The organism is Streptomyces endophyticus, from assembly GCF_035798155.1.
GTDB lineage: Bacteria > Actinomycetota > Actinomycetes > Streptomycetales > Streptomycetaceae > Streptomyces > Streptomyces endophyticus.
In genome coordinates this window covers 22,901-44,933 of sequence record NZ_JAOZYC010000165.1, presented here as the reverse complement: position 1 = coordinate 44,933, position 22,033 = coordinate 22,901, and the positions used below count along the sequence as shown (strand labels likewise).

General features: G+C 71.4%; 20 protein-coding genes. 7 read left to right on the top strand and 13 right to left on the bottom strand.

Annotated features, from left to right (window positions below; all coding sequences use genetic code 11):
- The first annotated feature begins 91 nt into the window (after window positions 1–91).
- The 6 genes from OKJ99_RS34100 to OKJ99_RS34075 all read left to right on the top strand — a co-directional run bounded on the left by OKJ99_RS34100 (window position 92) and on the right by OKJ99_RS34075 (window position 6,086).
- On the top strand, window positions 92–1,189 hold the full coding sequence (locus tag OKJ99_RS34100) for an ADP-ribosylglycohydrolase family protein (RefSeq protein WP_326022069.1): 1,098 nt from the start codon (window positions 92–94) through the stop codon (window positions 1,187–1,189).
- A 70-nt stretch (window positions 1,190–1,259) separates the two neighbouring features.
- Window positions 1,260–2,081 carry an alpha/beta fold hydrolase gene (locus OKJ99_RS34095; RefSeq protein WP_326022067.1) on the top strand — a complete coding sequence of 274 codons (822 nt, stop codon included), beginning with the start codon at window positions 1,260–1,262 and terminating at the stop codon, window positions 2,079–2,081.
- Between the two features lie 117 nt (window positions 2,082–2,198).
- Window positions 2,199–2,972: a helix-turn-helix domain-containing protein gene (locus OKJ99_RS34090; protein WP_326022066.1), complete on the top strand. Its 774-nt coding sequence runs from the start codon at window positions 2,199–2,201 to the stop codon at window positions 2,970–2,972.
- An 86-nt stretch (window positions 2,973–3,058) separates the two neighbouring features.
- Entirely contained in the window at window positions 3,059–4,024 is a 966-nt protein-coding gene (gene uriH, locus OKJ99_RS34085) for a uridine-preferring nucleoside hydrolase UriH (protein ID WP_326022065.1), read from the top strand.
- Window positions 4,021–5,463 (top strand): uridine transporter UriT, encoded by a 1,443-nt coding sequence (gene uriT, locus OKJ99_RS34080; protein WP_326022064.1) that lies wholly within the window; start codon window positions 4,021–4,023, stop codon window positions 5,461–5,463. Before uriH ends, uriT begins: the two co-directional genes overlap by 4 nt.
- A 17-nt stretch (window positions 5,464–5,480) precedes the next feature.
- Entirely contained in the window at window positions 5,481–6,086 is a 606-nt protein-coding gene (locus OKJ99_RS34075) for a dihydrofolate reductase family protein (protein WP_326022062.1), read from the top strand.
- Here OKJ99_RS34075 and OKJ99_RS34070 read toward each other — a convergent pair.
- From OKJ99_RS34070 to OKJ99_RS34020, 11 genes are all read right to left on the bottom strand, one after another.
- Window positions 6,083–6,592 (bottom strand): methylated-DNA--[protein]-cysteine S-methyltransferase, encoded by a 510-nt coding sequence (locus OKJ99_RS34070; protein WP_326022060.1) that lies wholly within the window; start codon window positions 6,590–6,592, stop codon window positions 6,083–6,085. The two genes, OKJ99_RS34075 and OKJ99_RS34070, sit on opposite strands and share 4 nt — an antisense overlap.
- A gap of 12 nt (window positions 6,593–6,604) precedes the next feature.
- Complete coding sequence (locus tag OKJ99_RS34065; RefSeq protein WP_326022059.1) at window positions 6,605–8,071, bottom strand: AlkA N-terminal domain-containing protein; 1,467 nt, start codon at window positions 8,069–8,071, stop codon at window positions 6,605–6,607.
- Between the two features lie 145 nt (window positions 8,072–8,216).
- Window positions 8,217–9,635, bottom strand: coding sequence for a phytoene desaturase family protein (locus tag OKJ99_RS34060; protein WP_326022058.1), 1,419 nt, complete (start codon window positions 9,633–9,635; stop codon window positions 8,217–8,219).
- A 76-nt stretch (window positions 9,636–9,711) separates the two neighbouring features.
- Window positions 9,712–10,569 (bottom strand): inositol monophosphatase family protein, encoded by an 858-nt coding sequence (locus OKJ99_RS34055; RefSeq protein WP_326022057.1) that lies wholly within the window; start codon window positions 10,567–10,569, stop codon window positions 9,712–9,714.
- Between the two features lie 115 nt (window positions 10,570–10,684).
- A complete protein-coding gene (locus OKJ99_RS34050; RefSeq protein WP_326022056.1) occupies window positions 10,685–12,529 on the bottom strand; it encodes a gamma-glutamyltransferase family protein in 1,845 nt (614 codons plus the stop codon).
- Window positions 12,530–12,537: 8 nt separating this feature from the next.
- Window positions 12,538–13,602: an ABC transporter ATP-binding protein gene (locus OKJ99_RS34045; RefSeq protein WP_326022055.1), complete on the bottom strand. Its 1,065-nt coding sequence runs from the start codon at window positions 13,600–13,602 to the stop codon at window positions 12,538–12,540.
- Complete coding sequence (locus OKJ99_RS34040; RefSeq protein ID WP_326022053.1) at window positions 13,599–14,618, bottom strand: ABC transporter ATP-binding protein; 1,020 nt, start codon at window positions 14,616–14,618, stop codon at window positions 13,599–13,601. Before OKJ99_RS34040 ends, OKJ99_RS34045 begins: the two co-directional genes overlap by 4 nt.
- Window positions 14,615–15,481 carry an ABC transporter permease gene (locus OKJ99_RS34035; RefSeq protein ID WP_407700820.1) on the bottom strand — a complete coding sequence of 289 codons (867 nt, stop codon included), beginning with the start codon at window positions 15,479–15,481 and terminating at the stop codon, window positions 14,615–14,617. Before OKJ99_RS34035 ends, OKJ99_RS34040 begins: the two co-directional genes overlap by 4 nt.
- Window positions 15,482–15,486: 5 nt before the next feature.
- On the bottom strand, window positions 15,487–16,440 hold the full coding sequence (locus tag OKJ99_RS34030; protein ID WP_326022088.1) for an ABC transporter permease: 954 nt from the start codon (window positions 16,438–16,440) through the stop codon (window positions 15,487–15,489).
- A 65-nt stretch (window positions 16,441–16,505) separates the two neighbouring features.
- Complete coding sequence (locus tag OKJ99_RS34025; protein WP_326022051.1) at window positions 16,506–18,011, bottom strand: ABC transporter substrate-binding protein; 1,506 nt, start codon at window positions 18,009–18,011, stop codon at window positions 16,506–16,508.
- Window positions 18,012–18,360: 349 nt separating this feature from the next.
- Window positions 18,361–18,762, bottom strand: a complete 402-nt coding sequence (locus OKJ99_RS34020; RefSeq protein WP_326022049.1) for a cold-shock protein — start codon at window positions 18,760–18,762, stop codon at window positions 18,361–18,363.
- Window positions 18,763–18,968: 206 nt separating this feature from the next.
- Here OKJ99_RS34020 and OKJ99_RS34015 point away from each other — a divergent pair, with 206 nt between their 5' ends.
- Window positions 18,969–19,634, top strand: a complete 666-nt coding sequence (locus OKJ99_RS34015; protein ID WP_326022047.1) for a hypothetical protein — start codon at window positions 18,969–18,971, stop codon at window positions 19,632–19,634.
- Between the two features lies 1 nt (window position 19,635).
- On the opposite strand, the gene OKJ99_RS34010 is transcribed toward OKJ99_RS34015, so the two are convergent.
- Complete coding sequence (locus OKJ99_RS34010) at window positions 19,636–20,361, bottom strand: aspartate/glutamate racemase family protein (protein ID WP_326022045.1); 726 nt, start codon at window positions 20,359–20,361, stop codon at window positions 19,636–19,638.
- Between the two features lie 39 nt (window positions 20,362–20,400).
- Window positions 20,401–21,891 (bottom strand): NCS1 family nucleobase:cation symporter-1, encoded by a 1,491-nt coding sequence (locus OKJ99_RS34005; RefSeq protein WP_326022044.1) that lies wholly within the window; start codon window positions 21,889–21,891, stop codon window positions 20,401–20,403.
- Window positions 21,892–22,033 lie beyond the last annotated feature (142 nt).

Genomic DNA, 22,033 nt, shown 5'->3' with positions numbered 1-22,033 from the left:
CCCGCGGACCCGCGATCGCCGCCCAAATATTCGTACAAAGAGCCGCAAACCAGCACGACCGTTGATCTTCAAAAGCGGGTACACCGATGTCATGACGCCTACGAGCCCCGGGCTCAGCGACCTCCCCGACCGCACCTTCGCCGACCGTGTGCTCGGCGGCTGGCTCGGCCGGATCGCCGGCAACATGCTCGGCAAACCGGTCGAGCAGGGCGAGGTGTGGACGCGCGAGCGCATCGACCGCTATCTGCGGCAGGCCGAGGCCCTGCCCCTGACCGACTATCTGCCCGAACCGCCTTCGGACGAGGTGGCGTCGGCGCTGCGTCCCGAGTGGCGCCAGTGCGTGCGCGGCCGCATCCACGGCAGCTGCCGGGACGACGACGTGGACTACGCGGTGCTCGGCCTGCACCTCCTGGAGACCCACGGCCTCGCGTTCACGACGGAGCAGGTGGGCGAGTTGTGGCTGCTGCGCCTGCCCTACCTCCAGACGTTCACGGCGGAGCGCGCGGCGTACCGGAACCTCGCGAACGGCCTCAAGCCCCCGCTCACGGCGACGTACGACAACCCCCACCAGGAGTGGATCGGCGCCCTGATCCGCGCGGACGTCTTCGGCTGGACCAACCCGGGCGCCCCGCGCCGCGCCGCCTCCCTGGCCCGCCGCGACGCGGTCCTCTCGCACACGGGCAACGGCGTCTACGGCGCGATGTGGGCCGCCGCCCTGATCTCCGCCGCCTTCACCGCGCCGACCCCGCGCGCCGCCCTCGACGCCGCGCTCTGCGTGATCCCCGCGAGCAGCCGCCTGGCCCGCGTCGTACGCCGCACGGCCTCCCTGCACGACTCGCGGCTCACCTGGGAGGAGACGCTTTCCACGGTCGCCGGGGAGACGGCGGGCCTCGGCTGGATCCACACGGTCCCGAACGCCGCGGTGCTCACCGCCGGGCTGCTGTACGGCGACGGGGACTTCACCCGCACCGTCGCCCTGACGGTGCGCGGCGGCCTCGACACGGACTCCAACGGCGCGACGGCCGGATCCTTCGCGGGGGTGCTGTGCGGCGCCGCCGCGATCCCCCCGCAGTGGACCGAGCCCCTGGAGGACCGGCTCCGCAGCGCCGTCTTCGGCTTCGACGGCGCCCGCATCAGTGAACTGGCGGCGCGGACCGTGGAGTTGGCCGAATACCAGGGCTCGCCGTAAGCCGCGCCCGGCTCCGCTGGGGCGACATTTTTACAAGACCGGGAGCGCGCGGCCCGTGCACCCTCGCCGTATGACTACGTACGACGTTGAACTCTCGCACGGGATGCACGTGGTCCACGACGGCCCGCCACAGGCGCCGCCCCTCCTGCTCATCCACGGATCGGGGGCCTCGGGCGGCTGCTGGATCCCGATGACCCCGGCGCTCGCCGGCCACCACCACGTCATCCGGGTCGACCTGCCCGGCTGCGGCCACTCCCCGCCCGCTCCGTCCTACGAAGTGCCCGCGCAGGCGGCCGCGCTGGCCGGACTGCTCGACGACCTCGGGCTGCGTGACGTCGCCGTGGCCGGGCACTCCAGCGGTGGCTACGTCGCCACCGCGCTCGCCGAGCGGCGCCCGGAGCTGGTGCGTTCGCTCACCCTGATCAGCACGGGCCCGCGCATGGACGCGCTCCTTCCGCAGCCGTTCGTCCTGCGCTTCCTGACGGGCCCGCCGTTCGGCCGGCTCATCTGGTCGATGCGCTCGGACGCCTGGATCCGCGGGGGCATCAGGTCGACGGCCGCCCGCCCCGTGGACGTCCCGGAGGAGCTGATCGCCGGGGTGCGGGGCATCACGTACGGCGCGTTCCGGGCGGTCCTGCGCGAGAACGGCGCGTACCTCACCGAGCGCACCGTGCCCGAGCGGCTCACCCCACTCGGCATCCCGGTACTGGTGATCTTCGGCGCCGCCGAACCCCGTTGGGACCCGGCGTCCGCCCAGAGCTACGCCACGGTGCCGCACGCGCGCGTGGAGATGCTGCCCGGCGTCGGGCACCTCCCCCTCCTCGAAGCCCCGGAGGCGACCGGCACACTGCTGCTGGACTTCGCCGCGACGGCCCGCCACCCGGGGCCGTAGGCCAGGACCTAGACTCGCCATATGCCGCCGATCGGGACAGCAATCGGGACACCGCCCGACTGGGATTCGGTGGACATCTCGGTCCCGCCCCCTGCGCTTCGGCTGCCGGGGATCAGCATGGCCGGGTTCAGCCAGCGCGTCCCCGCGCCCATGGACATCAGCATGGTCGCGCACCCGTCCGTCACCCTGCTCATCGACCTGAGCGAGGGTGACGGCATCGTCTACGACGCCCACGGCGGGACCGGGCTCGGCAGCGTCGTCATCGGGCTGCTCCCCGGCGAGCTCCGGGCCTCCGGCCGGGTGGGCACGTGTCTCCAGATCCGTCTCGAACCGGCCCTGGCGACCGCGGTGTTCGGCGCCTCGGCGGAGCTCAGCGGGTCCCTGGCGTCACTCGACGACGTGTGGGGGCGCCGCGCGGGGCGGGCCGAGGACAGGCTGCGCGCCGCCGGTTCGTGGCACGAGCGGTTCGCGATCGCGACGGAGCTCCTCGGCCGTCGCCTCGACGCCGCCCCACGGGTCGATCCGGAGGTCGCCCACATCTGGCGGCGCACGCTGGCCGGCCGGGGGCGGGTGCGGGTCGAAGGCCTTGCGGACGAGGTCGGCTGGAGCCGGGGGAGGCTGTGCGCCCGCTTCCGGTCCCAACTTGGCATCACGCCCAAGCGCGCCGCCCGCCTCGTGCGGTTCGATCACGCCGCCCATCTGCTGGCGGCGGGGCGCCCGGCCGCCGACGTCGCCGCCGCGAGCGGGTACGTCGACCAGTCCCATCTGCACCGCGACGTCAGGGAGTTCACCGGGCTCACCCCGACGGCCGTGGCCCGCGCGCCCTGGCTCGCCATCGACGACGTGGCATGGCCGGACACCCGGCCGGGCGGGAAGCCGGCCACGAAGTGAGCATCTACGCGCGTTGACATCTCCTGTGGCGGCGAGGGATGTTTCCGTGGACAGTTTTCGTAACCAGAGCAAAGGGGCTCGAACCGTTGGCCAGGAAGATCATCCTCGATTGCGACCCGGGTCATGACGACGCGGTCGCCATGCTGCTCGCGCACGGCAACCCCGACATCGAGCTGGTCGCCGTGACCACCGTCGTCGGCAACCAGACCCTGGAGAAGGTGACGCGCAACGCCCTCTCCGTGGCGGCGATCGCCGGAATCACCGGAGTGCCGTTCGCGGCGGGCTGCCCGCGGCCCCTGATCCGTACGATCGAGACCGCGCCCGAGATCCACGGCGACACGGGCCTCGACGGGCCCGCGCTCCAGGACGCCGCCTTCGAGCTCGACGAGCGGCACGCGGTGGACCTGATCATCGACACGGTCATGGCGCACGAGCCGGGCGAGATCACCATCGTGCCGACCGCGGGTCTCACGAACATCGCGCTCGCCGCCCGCAAGGAGCCGCGCATCGTCGAGCGCGTCCGCGAGGTCGTCCTCATGGGCGGCGGCTACCACGAGGGCAACTGGAGCCCGGTCGCCGAGTTCAACATCGTGATCGACCCCGAGGCCGCCCACATCGTCTTCAACGAGCCGTGGCCGGTCACCATGGTCGGGCTCGACCTCACCCACCAGGCGCTCGCGACCCCCGAGGTGGAGAAGAAGATCGCCGCCGTCGGTACGAAGCCCGCGCGGTTCGTGCTCGAACTGCTCGAATTCTTCCGCGAGGCCTACCGCGAGAACCAGGGCTTCGAGCACCCGCCCGTGCACGACCCCTGCGCCGTCGCGTACGTCATCGACCCGAGCGTCATGACCGTACGGAAGGCCCCCGTCGACATCGAGCTGCGCGGCGCGCTCACGCTCGGCATGACCGTCACCGACCTGCGCTCCCCCGCGCCCGATGACTGTCACACCCAGGTCGCCGTCGACCTGGACCACGAGCGGTTCTGGAACCTCGTCGTCGACGCGCTCCAGCGCATCGGCGAGCCCGGCGGGAACGGGGCGCCCGCAGCATGAACGTCGCCGCCTCCCCCCACTCCTCGGCCGGCGGCCCCGATGCGGGACGCCCGGTCCGGATCGGCGCCCTCATGGTCGCGCTGCTCGCGGCCAGCTTCGCCTTCCAGCTCAACGCCTCGATGCTCAGCCCTGCGCTCGCGACGATGGCGGACGAGCTCGACACCACCGCGTCCGCGATCGGTGTCACGCAGACGGCGTTCTTCACGGCCGCCGCGCTGTTCTCGCTCTTCCTGCCGCGCCTCGGCGATCTGATCGGCCGCCGCAAGGTGCTCACCGGGATGATGGTCCTGATGGCCGTCGGGTGCGTGATCTCCGCGCTCGCGACCTCCGTCGGGATGCTCGCCGTGGGACGTGTCATCCAGGGCGCCTCGGGCCCCACCATCCCGCTCGCCCTGATCATGCTGCGCGTGGAGATCCCCGACCCGAAGCGGTACGGCACGCTCATGGGCGTCGTCACCGCCGTCAACGGCGGCATCGCGGGCGTCGACTCGTTCGCGGGCGGCTCGCTCGCCGAGCACTACGGCTACGCCTCGATCTTCTGGGTCATGACCGCCTTCGCGGCCCTCTCGGCCGTGCTCGTGCGGTTCTTCGCCCCGGAGTCCCGCGCGGCCGAGCGGCCGCCGATGGACTGGCCGGGCGTGCTGCTCCTGGTGATCTCCGTCGGCGCGCTCCTCATCGCGTTCAACGAGGCGGGCAAGCTGGCCGCCGCGAACTGGCCGCTCGCGATCGGGCTGCTCGTCGTGGCCGGGCTCGCGTTCTGGGCGTTCTGGCGGTTCGAGAACCGTTCCGCGCACCCGCTGGTCACCACGCACCTGCTGAAGCGCCGCGCCACCTGGTCGCTGCTGCTGTCGACGATGCTCACCATGACCGGCGTCTTCGCGATCATGAACGGGCTGCTGCCCGGCTTCGCGCAGGACACCTCGGTGGGCCTCGGCCTCGGCGCCGAGGGCGCGACCTGGTGGACGCTGACCCCGTACGCGCTCGCGGGCCTGGCCATGGGCCCGATCTCGGGGCGGCTCGCGGCGACGTACGGCTACGGCCGCATCCTGCGCACCGGACTGATCGCCACGGCGGTCTCGACGGTCCTGGCGCTGCTGACCCTCCAGACGGACTCGTCGGGCCTGCTCCTCGCGGTGTCGATCCTGCTGGGTGTCACCTACGCGGGCATGGCCAACATCATGCTGAACGGCCTCGGCATCGTGCTCTCCCCGCCCGAGAACCCCGGCTTCCTGCCGGGCCTCAACGCGGGCTGCTTCAACCTCGGCGCGGGCCTCAGCTTCGTGATCCTGTACGCCGCGATGGACTCGGTCGCCCCCACCGGCGGCACCTCGGTCGGCGGCTACAGTGCCGGTGTCGTGGCGGGGCTCGTGCTCATCGTGGCGGCCCTGTTCACGTCGCTGCTGATCCCGAAGCCGGTGCACGCGGAGGCGAAGGACTGACGAGGGAGTGGTGCCCGATGAAGCTCGTGGTGCAGGAGTTCCTCACCCTGGACGGGGTGTCGCAGGGGCCGGGTTCCCCGGACGAGGACACCAGTGACGGGTTCACGCGCGGCGGCTGGTTCGTGCCGTACGTGGACGAGGAGTTCATGGAGATCGCCGAGGGCTGGCTCGGCCGGGCCGACGGGCTGCTCTTCGGGCGCCGCACGTACGAGAACTTCGCGCGTGACTGGCCGACGATGACCGACCACCCCTTCGCGGCGATCATGAACGGTCTGCCGAAGTACGTCGCCACGAAGAGCCTGACCGGGGCCGACTGGAACCCGACCACGATCCTGGCGGGCAACATCGCCGCCGAGGTCGACGCCCTGAAGCGGCAGCCCGGCCGTGAGCTGCAGATCCACGGCAGCTCACGGCTCGCCCAGTCGCTGCTCGCGGCGGGCCTCGTCGACCAGCTGCGCCTCGCGATCGCCCCGGTCGTGGTGGGCCGGGGCCGCCGCCTGTTCCCGGCCGACGGCACCCCCGCGGGCCTGCGCCCGGTCAGCCAGCGCTCCACGACGGGCGGCCTGTCCGTGCACGTCTTCGAGCCGGCGGGGCTGCCGTCGTACGGGGTGTACGAGGGTTAGAAGAGGGCGGCGGCCGTGGCGGTCGAGGTGGCGGAGCGCTCGAAGTCGAGCAGTCGGCGCTTGCGGTCGAGGCCGCCGCCGTAGCCGGTGAGGTCGCCGTTCGCGCCGATGACGCGGTGGCAGGGGACGATGACGCCGATGGGGTTCTTGCCGTTGGCGAGGCCCACCGCCCGGGAGGCGGCCGGCCTGCCGAGCGCCTCGGCCAGCTCCCCGTACGTGCGGGTCTCGCCGTACGGGATCCGCTGGAGCTGCGCCCAGACCGAGCGCTGGAACGGCGTCCCATGCAGGGCGAGCGGCAGGTCGAACTCCGTCAACTCGCCCTGGAAATAGGCGTTCAGCTGGTCGATGACCGCACCGAAGGGGCGCTCGTCGCGGGCGCCGAAGGTCTCCTGCGGCGGGCGGTGACGCTGATCCGTCATATAGAGGCCGCAGAGCGTGTCGCCCGTGGCGACGAGGGTGAGGGGACCGTAGGGGCTGTCGATGAGGGTGTGCTGCTTCTGCTGCATGGTCCGGACTCCTTACGCGGGAAGGAAGTTGATCGGGTGACTGTCGGTCGCCCACAGGTACTGGGTCGCGTACGCGCGCCAGGGCCGCCACGCCGCCGCACGGGCGGTCAGCGCCGCCGGAGTGTGGGGCAGGCCCAACTCCTGGGCCGCGCGGCGCATTCCGAGATCGGTGGGCAGGAACGCGTCCGGGTCCCCGAGGGCGCGCATGGCGATCGCCTCGATGGTCCAGGGGCCGAAGCCGGGCAGTTCGCCGAGCCGGGCGCGGGCCTCTTCCCAGTCGGACTCCGGCCCCAACCTCAGTTCCCCGTCGGCCAGTTGGCGTACGAGGGTGGTGAGGGTCGTGCGGCGGCTGCGGGGCAGGGCGAGCGATTCCGGGTCGAGGGAGGCGAGGGCCGTCGGGGACGGGAAGAGGTGGGTGAGGCCGCCCTCGGGGTCGTCGACGGGCTCGCCGTGGGCGAGGACCAGACGGGCCGCGTGGGTGCGGGCCGCCGCCGTCGAGACCTGCTGGCCGAGCACCGCGCGGACCGCGAACTCGGCCTCGTCGACGGTGCGCGGCACGCGGCGGCCCGGCGCCTTGTCGACGAGCGGGGCGAGGAGCGGATCGGTGCGCAGCTGCTCGTCCACGGCGACCGGGTCCGCGTCCAGGTCCAGCATGCGGCGGCAGCGGCTGATGGCCACGGTGAGGTCGCGCTGGTCGGTGAGGATCAGGCGGCAGGCGATGTGGTCGGCACCCGGTGTCAGGCCCACGATGCCGTGACCGTACGGGAGACGGAGGGTGCGCCGGTACGAACCGTCGCGCCACTCCTCCACGCCGGGTACGCCTGTCGCGGCGAGATGACCGAAGAGGTTGTCGGGGTTGAGGGGTTTGCGGAACGGCAGCCGCAGGGTGAGTACCCCTTGAGTACTCACCCGCCCCTGGGGCACGCGCGTACGCAGCTCTGTCGGCGACAGCGCGTACACCTCGCGGACCGTGTCGTTGAAGGTGCGGATCGAGGCGAAACCGGAGGCGAATGCCACCTCTGAGAGCGGGAGTTGGGTCGTCTCGATCAGGATGCGTGCCGTCTGGGCGCGCTGCGCGCGGGCCAGGGCGAGCGGGCCCGCGCCCAGCTCGGCGAGGAGCTGCCGCTCGATCTGGCGGGCGCTGTAGCCGAGGCGGCGGGCGAGCCCGGGAACGCCCTCGCGGTCCACCACGCCGTCGCCGATGAGGCGCATCGCGCGGGCCGTGAGGTCGGCGCGCTGATTCCACTCCGGGGAGCCGGGGCTGGTGTCGGGCCGGCACCGCTTGCAGGCCCGGAATCCGGCCTGCTGGCAGGCGGCGGCGCTCGGGTAGAACCGCATGTTGCGCGGCTTGGGCGGCACGACCGGGCAGCCGGGGCGGCAGTAGATGCGGGTGGTCACCACGGCGGTGAAGAAGACTCCGTCGAAGCGGGTGTCCTTGGCCTGCACGGCGCGTACGCAGCGATCGGTGTCGGTGTGCATGTCTTTAGCATCGGGCAAGGTGAGGCCGATGGCTGGCGGAAATTCGACATGGACGTCGGCCGGTCCGACGACTCGGGGCTCTGCCCCGGACCCCGCTGGCTCTCGTCCAAGAGCGGGGCTTGAAATGCTCAACCGCCGGCGGGGCTTAATCGGCCCGCAGTCTCCGCCATACCGCCTTCGCGGCGTTGTGGCCCGACATGCCGTGGACTCCCGGGCCCGGCGGGGACGCCGATGAGCAGATGTACACGGCGGGGTGCGGCGTGGTGTACGGGGAGAGGGAGAGCTTGGGGCGCAGCAGGAGCTGGAGGCCGCTGGCCGCGCCGGAGGCGATGTCGCCGCCCACGTAGTTCGCGTTGCGGACCGCGAGTTCGGGTGGGCCCGCCGTCGCGCGCGCGAGGATCAGGTCCCTGAACCCCGGTGCGAAGCGCTCCAGTTGGCGCTCGATGGCGTCGGTCAGGTCGCCGTCCCAGCCGTTCGGCACGTGTCCGTACGCCCAGAACGTGTGCTTGCCCGCGGGGGCGCGCGTGGGGTCGGCGACGGTCGGCTGCACCGTGATCAGGAACGGCGCCGCCGGGCCGCGGCCCTCGCGCGACGCGGCGTTCAGCGCCTTGGCGATGTCCGAGCGGTACGGGCCGACCTGCACCGTGCCCGCGACGCGTGCCTCCTTCGCGGTCCACGGCACCGGTCCGTCGAGCGCGTAGTCGACCTTGAAGACGCTCGCCCCGTAGCGGTAGCGGTCGTAATAGCGGCCGAGCCCGGCGATCCTGGCGACGGCCGTCGGCGACGTGTCGAAGATGTAGGCGCGGGCGGGCGGCAGGTCGTCGAGGCGCTTCACCTCGTAGTCGGTGTGGATGGCGCCGCCGAGATCCTTCAGATACGCGGCGAGCGCGTCCGAGATCGCCTGGGAGCCGCCGCGCGCGACGGGCCATCCGCGCGCGTGGGCGGCCAGCGCGAAGACCAGGCCGATCGCGGAGGTCGCGAAGCCGGACAGCGGCGCGATGACGTGGGCGACGAGGCCCGAGAGCAGGGCGGGGGCCTTCTCGTCGCGGAAGCGGCGCATCAGCCACGTCGACGGCGGCAGGCCGACGAGGCCGAACCGGGCGAGGGTGACCGGGTCGCGGGGCAGCGCGCTCAGCGGCAGCGACATGAAGTCCTTGACCAGCGTGTCCCAGTGCGGGAGGAGCGGCTCGATCAGGCGGCGGTAGGCGCCCGCGTCGCGTGGGCCGAAGGAGGCGGCGGTCTCGGCGACGGACCGGGACAGCGTCGCCGCCGAGCCGTCGGGGAAGGGGTGCGCCATCGGCAGTTCGTGCTGCACCCAGTCCAGGCCGTACCGGTCCAGGGGCAGGTCCCTGAACGCCGGGGAATTGATGCCCAGGGGGTGTGCGGCCGAGCACGGGTCGTGCCGGAAGCCGGGGAGCGTCAGCTCCTCGGTGCGGGCGCCGCCGCCCACGGTGCCCTCGGCCTCGAACACGGCAACGGAGAAGCCGCGCCTGGCCAGTTCAACGGCTGCGGTCAGCCCGTTGGGCCCCGCTCCCACCACGACGGCATCGAGCATCGACGGCACCTTCGGACTCCTTTGTCAGCCGATGGTCACTGCCCGGACAGGATATGCCGGGCCACCGACAGCGCAGGAGCGCGGGTCAGCCCGCCAGCAATCCCGCGACGCGCCGGGCGGTGTCCGCGTCGCGCGCGGCCGTGAACGGCAGCGCGTTTCCACCGCGGATCGAGAACGGGACGCCGTCACGCGTGAGGTGTGCCCCGCCGGCCTCCTCGACCAGGAGGATCCCGGCCGCGTGGTCCCAGGCCAGCTCCCAGCCGAACGCGATCGCGTCGACGGTGCCGCGGGCGATGCCCAGGTACTCCAGGCCGGCCGAGCCGCACGGGCGCGGCGCGACGCCGTCCGTGCGCAGGCCGAGCAGGGAGCGCTTCTGCTCATCGTTCGTGAAGTCGGGGTGCGAGTGCGCGACCCGCAGGTCGGTGCCGGGCGCCGGGGGTCCGGAGTGCAGCACCTCTCCGTTGAGCCGCGCGCCCCGGCCGCGGACCGCGACGGCCATTTCGTCGAGCGCGGGCGCGTACGTCCAGGAGGCGAGCACCACGCCGTCGAGCGCGAGGGCGACGAGGGTGCAGAAGCCGGGGTCGCCGTGCACGAACTGGCGGGTGCCGTCGACCGGATCGACTATCCAGACGGGCGCGCCGCCCTGTATCGCCTCGTACGAGGCCGGGTCGGCCGCGACCGCTTCCTCTCCGACGACCACGGAGCCGGGCAGGAGGGCGGCGAGCTCGCGGGTGAGGTACTCCTCGGCGCGCTTGTCGGCGACCGTCACGAGGTCGTGCGGCGCGCTCTTCTCCTCGATCTCCGCGGCGTCGAGCCTGCGGAAGCGGGGGGTGATCTCGGCGGCCGCGGCGGCGCGGACGATGTCCTCGACGCCGGTCATGAGCTTGTGGTTGATGTGCGTGTTCAGAAAGTCTTCGATGCTTTCCGTCTTCGTTTCGATCATGTCTCCATGAGAACACAGCCCACTGACAACGCCCCCATGGCAGGTGAACGGCGGGCGACACCTCGAAGACATCCGGGTGCCGCCCGCCCACTCATGAAGCACTCTCCGTGACGGGTCAGCGACCGACCGCGTAGCCCTGCATGCCGCGCGGGTTCGCCGCCGCGGACAGGACGCCGGTGCGCGGGTCGCGGGCGACGGCGCACAGGCGGCCCTCGGACCAGGCGTCGCCGACGGTCACGTCGTGACCGCGGCGGCGCAGCTCGGCGACGACCTCCTCGCCGACGCGCGACTCGACCGTGACGGAGCCGGGCCGCATGCCGCGCGGGAAGAAGGAGCCGGGGAACGAGTCGTTGTGCCAGTTCGGGGCGTCGATGGCGCCCTGCAGGTCGAGCCCGCCGCGCACCGCCCCGCGCAGCGCCACCGCCAGGAAGAAGTGCACCTGCCACTGGTCCTGCTGGTCGCCGCCGGGCGTGCCGAAGGCCAGCACCGGGACGCCGTCCTTCAGGGCGAGGGACGGGGTGAGCGTGGTGCGGGGGCGCTTGCCGGGCGTGAGCGAGTTCGGCAGGCCCTCTTCCAGCCAGGTCATCTGGAGGCGGGTGCCGAGCGGGAAGCCCAGCTCGGGGACGACCGGGTTGGCCTGGAGCCAGCCGCCGGAGGGCGTGGCGGCGACCATGTTGCCCCAGCGGTCGACGATGTCGATGTGGCAGGTGTCACCGCGGGTGGCGCCGTTCGCGGACACCTCCTCGTCCGAGGACGACTTCTGCACGGTGGGCTCGCCCGCGCCCGCGACGCCCATGGCGTCGAAGCCCTCCTCACCGGCGGCGACCGCGTGGGCGTGGGCGCTGAGCTTCGGCTCGGCGCCGAGCGGGCTGCCCGGACGCAGCTCGTGGGAGGCCTTCTCCGGGTCGATCAGCGCGCGGCGCGCGGCGTTGTACTCGCCGGAGAGCAGCGCGTCCACGGGGACACCCGAAGGATCGGCGTCGCCGTACCAGGCCTCGCGGTCCGCCATCGCGAGCTTGCAGCCCTCGACGAGCAGGTGGACGTAGTCGGCCGACCCGTAGGCGGGCAGCTCGGGCGGGAGCAGGGCGAGCTGCTGGAGGAAGGCGGGGCCCTGGCTCCAGCCGCCAACCTTGCACAGCGTCCAGCCGTTCCACTCGTACGTCGCCGGGGCCTCGTAGGACGCCGACCAGCCGGCGAGGTCCTCGGCGGTCAGCGTGCCGGTGTGCCGTTCGCCGCTGGTGTCCTTCGTGGGCCGCTGCGACTGGCGGACCAGCGCCTCGGCGATGAAGCCCGTGCGCCACACGGCGCGGGCGGCCTCGATCTGGGCGACGCGGTTGGCACTGCCGGCGCCGCCGGCCTCCTCGGACTCGGCTATGAGGCGCTTCCACGTGGCGGCGAGCTGCCGGTTGCGCAGCAGTTCACCGGGCTTGGGGGACTTGCCGTCGACGAGGTAGACCTCGGCGGACGAGGGCCACTCGGTCTCGAAGAGCTCGCGCACGGTCTCGACGGTCTCGCCGACGCGCTCCACGGGCGCGTGCCCGTCCTCGGCGTATCCGATGGCGTACTTGAGGACCTCGGCGAGGGTCTTGGTGCCGTGGTCCTTCAGGAGGAGCATCCAGGCGTCGAACGCGCCGGGCACGGCGGCCGCGAGCGGTCCGGTGCCGGGGACGAGGTCGAGGCCCAGGGACTTGTAGTGCGCGACGGTGGCGCCCGCCGGGGCTCCGCCCTGCCCGCACAGCACCTGCACCTCTCCCCCGGTGGGCGCGAGGATGATCGGCACCTCGCCTGCGGGCCCGTTCAGGTGCGGCTCCACGACGTGCAGCACGAAGCCCGCGGCGACGGCGGCGTCGTAGGCGTTGCCGCCGTCCTCCAGGACGGCCATCGCGGACTGGGAGGCGAGGTAGTGCGTGGAGGACACCATGCCGAAGGTGCCCTGGAGAGTCGGGCGGGTGGTGAACAAGGAGGCTCCTAGCTGGTGGCGGTGCGGGTGCTGGGGATCGTACGAGACGCTGCCGACAGGGCGGCCGGTGGTTCCGCCGCGTCCGGCGCGGTGCCGTCCTCGGCGACGAGGTGGCAGGAGACCTCCCGGCCGCCTTCCAGCGTGCGCAGCGCCGGGACTTCGGTGCGGCAGCGGTCGACGGCGAGCGGGCAGCGCGTGTGGAAGCGGCAGCCGGCGGGCGGGGCCAGCGGGCTGGGCAACTCGCCGCTGAGGACGATGCGTTCGCGGCTGCGCTGGGTGGTCGGGTCCGGGACGGGCGCGGCCGAGAGCAGCGCCTGCGTGTAGGGGTGCTTCGGGTCCGCGAACAGCTCGCGCGTGGGCGCCTGTTCGACGATCTGGCCGAGGTACATGACGGCGATCCGGTCGGCGAGGTACTCGACGGCCGCGAGGTCGTGCGTGATGAACAGGCAGCCGAAGCCGCGGTCGCGCTGGAGGTCGGCGAGGAGGTTGAGGACCGAGGCCTGCACCGACACGTCGAGCGCGGAGGTCGGCTCGTCGGCGATCAGCAGCTCCGGCTCGACGGACAGCGCGCGGGCGATGGAGATGCGCTGGCGCTGGCCGCCGGAGAGCTCGTGCGGGTGCCGGTCGGCGTGCTCGGGGCGCAGCCCCACCTGGTCGAGGAGTTCGGCCACGCGCGCGCGTGCCGCCTCGCCCTTCGCGATGCCGTGCAGCTTGAGCGGCTCGGCGATGATCTGGCCGACCGTCATCCGCGGGTCGAGCGAGGACGAGGGATCCTGGAAGACCAGGTGGAAGTCCTTGCGCAGCGGCCGCAGGGCGCGCCGCGACATGGTGGTCACATCGGTGCCGTTGATGCGCACGGTGCCGCCGGTGGGGTCGTCGAGACGGACGGCGCAGCGCCCGACAGTCGACTTTCCGCTGCCGGACTCGCCGACGAGGCCAACGACTTCACCGCGTCCGACGGTCAGGGTGACACCGTCGGCGGCGCGCACGGTGCCGCCGGAACCCGCGAAGTGACGTTCCAGGTCGACGAGTTCAAGGACCGGTGCGCTCTTACCGGGCTTGTCGGGGCTCATGAAACGGTCTCCTGGAGGGTGTGCGGGTGCCAGCAGGCTGCGCGGTGCGGGGCGTCGGCCCCGGCGTCCGCGGCGACGGCCTTGAGGCCGGGACGGCTCGACGTGCAGGTGTCGTCGGCGCGGGCGCAGCGCGGCGCGAACGTGCAGGCGTCGGGCTGGGAGTCGAGGCTCGGCACGAGCCCGGGGATCTCGGGGAGCCGCCGCTTGCCCTCGCCTCCGGGGCGCAGGACGGCGGAGAGCAGTCCGCGCGTGTACGGGTGCTTGGGGTCGGCGAACAGCTCGTGCACCGGCGCCTGTTCGACCGGCCGGCCCGCGTACATGACGAGCACCCGGTCGGCGGTGTCGGCCACCACGCCGAGGTCGTGCGTGATGAGGACGATGGCGGTGCCGAGCCGCTCGCGCAGCGACTGCAGCACCTCCAGGATGCCCGCCTGCACGGTCACGTCGAGCGCGGTCGTCGGCTCGTCGGCGATGAGCACGGCCGGGTCGCAGGCGACCGCGATGGCGATCATGACGCGCTGGCGCATGCCGCCGGAGAGCTGGTGCGGGTACTCGTCGACGCGCTCGGCGGGTGCCGGGATGCCGACGAGGTCGAGGAGTTCGACGGCACGCGCGCGTGCCTGCTTCTTGTTCAGCCCCTGGTGGCGGCGGAGCACTTCGCCGATCTGCCGCCCGATGGTGAGCACCGGGTTCAGGGAGGTCATGGGCTCCTGGAAGATCATCGCGATGTCGTTGCCGCGGATCTTCCCGTACGCCTTGTCGTCCGCGCCCGCGAGCTCCTTCTCCCCGATCCGGACGGATCCTGTGATGTGCGCGGTGGGCGGGAGGAGCCCCATGACGGCCATGGAGGTGACGGACTTGCCGCAGCCCGACTCCCCCACCACGGCGAGCACTTCACCGGCGCGCAGGTCGAAGGAGACCTGGTCGACGGCGTGCACGGTGCGGGTGTCGGAGCGGAACGAGACCGACAGGTCCCGGACGCTGAGGACGGGTTCAGTGGACACAGGGGCGCTCATCGGGTCGCTCCACGGGGGTCGAGGACGTCGCGCAGGCCGTCGCCGAGCAGGTTGAACGCCAGCGTCGCGGCGACCACCGCGAGGCCGGGGAACACCGCCATCCAGGGCGCGGGCGCGAGGAAGGACTGGGCGGACGACAGCATCACGCCGAGGGACGGCTCGGGCGGCTGCACGCCGAGACCGAGGAAGCTGAGCAGGGCCTCGCCGATGATGGCGGTGGGGATGCCCACGGTGGCCTGCACGATCAGCGCCGAGGTGGCGTTGGGCAGGATGTGCCGGAACAGGACGGTGCCGTCACCGCCTCCGTTGGCGATGGCCGCGGCCACGTAGTCCACGTGCTTGAGGCGGAGCGTCTCGGCGCGGGAGATGCGGATGACGGCCGGGATCTGCGAGATGCCGATCGCGATGGTCGCGTTGGTGAGCGAGGGGCCAAGGACGGCGGCGAGGCCGACGGCCAGGACCAGGAACGGGAAGGCGAGCATCGTGTCGGTGACGCGGGACACGACGCTGTCGGCGACCTTGCCGTAGTACCCGGCGAGCAGCCCGAGCGGGACGCCGACGACGAAGGCGAGCACGACCGCGAGCACACCGACCTGCATCGAGGCGCGGGCCCCGAACACGACGCGGGACAGCTGGTCGCGCCCGAGGTCGTCGGTGCCCAGCCAGTGCGCCCAGCTCGGCGCGGCGAGCACGTCGTCGAAGTTGGCGCGCGCGGGGTCGTACGGGGCGACGAGCGGCGCGAACAGCGCGGCGAGCACGAAGATCACGGCGATGACGGCGCCGGTCATGGCGAGCTTGTTCTTGCGCAGGGCGCGCAGCTTGGCGTTCCCGGCGGCCCGGGCGCGTATTCCTGTGAGAGCCAGCGTGGTCACCGGGCACCTCCGAGCCGGATGCGCGGGTCGATGACCGAGTACGCCACGTCGACCAGCAGGTTGATGAAGATGTACGCGAACGACGTGCACAGCACCACGCCTTGCAGCGTCGCGTAGTCACGCGTGAAGACGGCGTCGATGGTGAGCTTGCCGAAGCCGGGGAGCACGAAGATCTGCTCGGTGACGACCGCGCCGGAGATCAGGTGGCCGAGTTGCAGGCCGAGCACGGTGACGACGGTGACGAGCGAGTTGCGCAGCGCGTGCCCGCCGACCACCTCGCGGCGCGAGAGGCCCTTGGCGCGGGCCGTGCGCACGTAGTCCGCGGAGAGCGAGTCGAGCATCGCGGCGCGGGTCTGGCGCATGACGACGGCGGCGAGTCCAGAGCCGAGGACGATCGCGGGCAGCACCATGCGGCGCAGGTTGTCGAGCGGGTCGGCGCCGAACGGGACGAAGCCGGAGGCCGCGAAGACCGGGAGGGCGATCGCGAAGGCCAGCACGAGGATGATGCCGAGCCAGAAGGTCGGTACCGAAAGCCCAAGGAGCGCAAGGGCGTTGGCGATCCACTCGGCGGTCTTGCCACGCCGCACGGCCGCGACGACACCGGCGCCGACGCCCAGCACGATCGCCAGCAGCAGGGACAGCGCGGCGAGTTCGAGGGTGACGGGCAGCGCCTGCGCGATGGCGTCGGAGACCGGGAGCCCGGTGCGCGAGGAGTTGCCCAGGTCGCCCTGGAGCGCGTGCCCGATGAACCGGGCGTACTGGACGACGATGTTGTCGTCGAGCCCGTAACTGGCGCGGATCGCGGCCAGCGCCTTCGGGCTGCGCTCCTCACCGGCGAGCGCGAGCGCCGGGTCGCCGGGCAGCGCGCGGATGCCGGCGAACACGACGATCGACACGAGGAACATCGTGATGACGGACTGCCGGATGCGGGTGAGGACGTACGTGGCCATCGGGTGCCCGGCGAACAGCCCGGACTTCTTCACTGTGGCCTTTTGGATGGCTGCTTCAGCGGTCGTCACTTGACGTACCCCGCATCCTTGACTCGGACGAGGCCGTCGCCGTAGACGTGCAGGCCCGCGACGTCCTTCCCGGTGACGACGTAGTTCTTCTGGCGGTAGAGGTAGATCAGGGTGTGCTCGGCGTTCACCTTGTGGATCAGCTCGGCGTAGATCTTGTCGCGCTCGGCGGGGTCGGACTCGGTGCGGCCGCGCTTGATCAGCTCGTCGATCTTGGGGTTGCCCAGGCCGTAGGCGTTCATCGCGCCCTTGGTCTGCAGGAAGCTGGCGATGTTGCCGTCCGGGTCGAGCCGTCCCGACCAGCCGCTCTGGAAGGCCTGGTAGTGGCCGTCGTCGGTCTCTTCGAGCATGGTGGCGTACTCGGTGGGGCGCAGCGTCAGGGCGAATCCGGCGTCCTTGACCATCGCCTGGACGACCTGGCCGATGCGGCTCCACTCGGGCGTCGTGGGGATCTTCAGCTCCACGTGCACGGCGCCCTTGACGCCCGCCTCCTTCAGCAGCCGCTTGGCCTTGGGGAGATCGCGCTTCGGGCACTGGGAGGCCTTGACGCCGGGCGCGATCGCGGACGCCGGGGACATCGGGCCGCAGGCGGGCTCGTACATGCCCTGGAACGCGACCTTGTTGATGAGGTCGCGGTCGATGGCCAGCTCGAAGGCCTCGCGGACGCGGACGTCCTTCGCCATCGGGGTGTCGACCTTGCCGGGCGCCTGGCCGAGGCCCTTGACGTTGCCGACGTTGATGCCGATGCCCTGGTAGCCCAGCGAGGGCGAGTTGAAGAGCCGCAGCTTGTTGTCGGTGAGCGCGCTCTTCACGTCGACGGGGACCATCTGGTCGCCGATCTGGACGTCGCCGGAGCGCAGGTTGGCGAGGCGGACGCTGCCGTCGGGGATCGGCTTGTAGATCACCTTGTCCAGGTGGACGTTCTTGGCGTCGTAGTAGTTCGGGTCCTTGGCGACCACGATGCGGTCGCCTCCGACGCGCTCGACGAACCGGTAGGGGCCCACACAGGACGGGTGGTTGGTGAAGTTCTTGCCGTACTTCTTCAGCGCGGTCGGCGACATCACCATGCCGGAGCGGTCGGCGAGCACCGCGGTCAGCGGCACGTACGGCTGCTTCAGGGTGAGTTTGACGCTGTACGGGCCCGTGGCCTTCGCCGACTTGAGCGGGGTGAGCTCGGTGGCGCGGGCGGAGCCGGCCAGGTCGCGGTGGCGCAGCAGGGAGGTGACGACGGCGTCGGCGTTCAGCTTGGTGCCGTCGCTGAACCGGCCGTCCTCGCGTACGTCGAAGTCGACGGTGCGGCCGTCCTTGGAGACCTCGGGCAGGTGGGTCGCGAGCTGCGGCACGACCTTGCCCTGCTCGTTGACGTCGTAGAGCTTCTCGCACATGCCCGCGAAGACGGTGCGGCCCACGAGGGTCTGGGCGAGGGTCGGGTCGAGCTTGTCGGGGTCGGCGTTGAGGGCCACGGTCAGCGTTCCGCCGTCACGGACCGGGCGGTTGTCGGACATCCGCTCCCCGCCCACCTCCGTGGCCGAGGACTGCAAAGAGCCACATGCCGACAAAGTGGACATCGCCAGGACAACTGCCGTCAGGGCAACCGCTGTTCGGCGCACGAGGGCATACCTCCGCCAGGAATGAGGGGTGGGCGATCGGTGTGCGATCAAGGAATACGGCAGAACGTATTTCGCATACAGTCCGCACACAAGAGGGTTGTCCGGGATCCGGACAACCCTTGGTGAAGATTGGATAACCCCAAGCGGCAAAAGGGGGCTCATGCCCACAAATTGCCCGCGCAACTCAGCTCAGCTCAGCTCAGCTCAGCTCAGCGCGGAAGTGCCACCCCTGACGCGACGCGCCTCAGCTGTCCACCCAGCCGTGCTTACGGCCGCTCTGTACCAACTCCCGGCGGATCGCCAGGATCTGCTCACCCGTCAACGAGGGAGCCGAGCGCAGCAGCAGCTCCGTGACCTCGTTCGTGAACTCGTCGACGCGCAGCACATCGCAGAGCACGTCGTCGCCCTCGGCCGCGTGCCGGCCGGGCGTGGGGGCCGAGGCACCCTCGGCGAGCTGCACCGACGAGGCCTTGGGCCCGCGGTCGCCCTCCTCGATGTCGAAGGACACCTTGAGGCCCGTACGGATGTACGACTCGGGGATCAGGAGATCGTTCACATGCAGGAAGACGTCCTCGCCGCCGTCGTCCGGGGCGATGAATCCATAACCGCGCGCTCCGTCGAAGCGCACCACACGACCAGCTACCACGCCGACCCCCAACCACCTCGGCGAGCCCAGCGCCCGCGGCCTCCAACAACGTTTGCGGATCCTACCGGTCCGCCCCGGCAAACCCACGGACCCTCCAGACCGACGCCCCAGCGTGATGCCGCAGTGACGGAAGTGGCGGTATCCGCACACAGCAACTCATGTGAGACTGGCGTCCCCCGCCCGCCCTGACGTAAGGGACGTACGCCGTGGGTTCTCTCCCGCTCCCGGTCACCCTGACCGCACGCCTGCTGCCCGTCGCCGTGCTCGCCTGCGCGGGCTGGGCCTATTCGGGTCCCATGGCGGAGCAGTCCGCGGGCAAGGAAGGCTCCGAGTCGGCGCCGCAGTCGTCCTCGGCGCCCGACGAGCCCGGTGAGTCCGTGGCCTCGAAGACGTATCCGAAGCCGCCTGCCCCCTGTAGCGCGCTGCCCAAGTCGACGGTCACGTCCCTCGTGCCGGACGCCAAGACGGCGGGCAAGGAGCTGTCGGCCACCGACGAGTCGGTCCGCCGCGGCTGCTCGTGGAGCGCCCTGAAGGGGTACGACTACCGCTGGCTCGATGTCTCCTTCGAGGTGAAGGACTCCGACGACCTGGCGAAGAAGGCGTTCGCGGCCGGGGACGGCGAGAAGCGGACCAGCCCGCTCAAGGGCCTCGGGGACGAGGCGCGTGTGACGAGCTCGCTCAAGACGAAGGACAAGCAGGACACCCGCGAGTCCGTCGTGACGGTCCGCACGGGGAACCTGCTGCTGACCGTCACCTACAACGGCAGCGACTTCGAGTCGAAGGGCGCGCCGTCGAACGACACCGTGATCAGAGGCGCCCGCAAGGCCGCCGGGGACGCGGCGGCCTCGCTCGGCTCGGACAAGGGCTCCTGACTCAGCCCTTGTTCGGCGGCCAGTTCTTGAACTGCTTGGGGCGCGGCGGCGCGTACGTGCGCACCTTCGACGTGCTCAGGCCCATCCGGACGAGTGACTCGGCCACGGTCACGGCCGCGGCGACACCGTCGACGACGGGCACGCCCGTGCGCGCCTCGACCTCGTCCGCGAGGCCCGCCATGCCGCCGCAGCCCAGGCAGATGACCTCGGCCCGGTCGTCCTCCACAGCCCGCGCGGACTGCTCGACGATGGCCTTGACGGCGGCGTCCGGGTCGCGTTCGAGGTCGAGCACGGCGAGGCCACTGGCGCGTACGGAGGCGAGGCGGTCGGTGAGCCCGGCCAGCTTGAGGCGGTCCTCGATGAGCGGCACGGCCCGGTCGAGCGTGGTGACCACGGAGTACTTGTGGCCGAGGTACATCGCCGTGCTCGCGGCGGCCTCCGTGATGTCGACGACCGGGACGTCGAGCAGCTCCTGGAGCCCCTCGCGGCCGTGCTCGCCGTAGCCCGCCTGCACGACGGCGTCGAAGGGCTCCGGGTAGGCGCGGACCGTCTCCATGACGGCGATCGCGGCCAGGTAGCTCTCGTAGTTGCCCTCACAGGAGTCGGGGCCGAACGCCGGGGTGAGCGGCACGATCTCGGTGCCGGGCGAGGCCACGGCCCTGGCCTGCGCACCGATGCTCTCGGTCATGTCCTCGGTGGTGTTGACGTTGCAGACGAGAATGCGCATGGCGGGCTACAGCTTTCTTGTTGTTTTCGGTGAGGCGGGTCAGGCGGCGGGGACGGCGATCTCCTCGCCGTCCACGTCGTTCGCGGTGCGGCTGCGGTCCGCGAGCACAACGTAGAGCAGCGCGGCGAGGCCGGCGCCGATGAACCAGGAGAACCCGGAGAGCGACTTGAACGCGGGGACGAGGGCGATCACGACCCCGACGGCGGCGGACGGGGCGAACGCGCCGACGGCCCGCAGGTGGAAGCCGGAGCGGTAGTGGTAGTCGCCGTCGGCGGCGTCGGTGTAGAGGTCGGGGACGTTGACCCGCGTCTTGCGGACGAGCCAGTAGTCGGCCATGACGACACCGAAGGCGGGGCCGAGCAGGGCGCCGAGTCCGCCGAGGAAGTAGTTCACGACGGTCGGGCTGTTGTAGAGGTTCCAGGGCAGGATGACGAGCCCGATGACGGCGCTGACGATGCCGGCCTTGCGGAAGTTGAGCGTGCGCGGGAACAGGTTGACCAGCGTGTAGACGGGCGCTACGAAGTTCGCGAGCAGGTTCACCGCGATGGTCAGGACGATGAAGGCCAGGGAGGCGAGGACCATCAGCGGGGTGCTCGGGATGGTCGCGACGATGTCCTCGGGGCCCGCGATGACCTTCCCGTTGATGGCGAATTGGCCGCCGGAGAGCACGACGACGATGCCGGCGAAGAAGAGCATGTTGAGCGGGATGCCGACGAGGTTGCCCGCGACGATGGCGCGGCGGCTCTTCGCGGAGCGGGTGAAGTCGCAGAAGTTGAGGACGAAGGTGCCGTAGATGACGACCCACAGCGCGGCGGACTCCAGGATCTGCCGCCAGGCGTCGAGCCCGGTGGGCGCGGAGCCGGTGGAGACCGCGATGGACATGTCCGCCTTGACGAAGATCCATGCGGCGAGCGCGCACATCGTGATGAGGATGGTGGGCGCGGCGAACGCCATGTACTTGCGGATCAGTTCCATGCCGTAGCTGACGATCACGACCTGGATGACCCAGAGGGCCAGGAAGGTGATCCAGCCGAGGGTGGACAGGCCCAGGATCGAGTTGTGGTCGAGCGAGGCGGCGCCGGGCGCCAGCTTCTTGACCACGGCGCCGAGCACGACGGCGGCGAGATACGTCTGGATGCCGAACCAGGCGATGGCGACGGCCCCGCGCACGGCGGCGGGGATCTGCGCCCCGCGGATGCCGAAGGCGATCCGGCTCATCACCGGGAAGGGCACGCCGGTCTTCTGGCCCATGTAGCCGGAGAGCGTCAGCAGCCCGAAGAGCAGTACGGAGGCGACCACGAAGGCGATCAGGATCTGCCAGACGCTGAGCCCGAGCGCGAACAGGCCCACGGCGAAGGCGTAGTTGCCCAGGCTGTGCACGTCGTTGCCCCACAGCGTGAAGACGTTGTACGCGCCCCAGCGGCGCCCTTCCTTCTTCGTGGGGGCCAGATCGGGACTGTAGAGACCCGGACTGGTGCGGGCGGGCCCGTCGACAGCGGCGGTGGGGGTCTGTTCGTGCACGGCAGCCATGACGCGCTCCTGGATGTCCACATTTTCCGCGATGAGGAACTTCGTTTCCTCTTGGCGGGAAGACGCTACGGGCCAGTTTTGCGGTAATCAAGAGGTGTACGCGAAGAAAACACCGATTCCTCACGGGTGAACTGACCGCCCA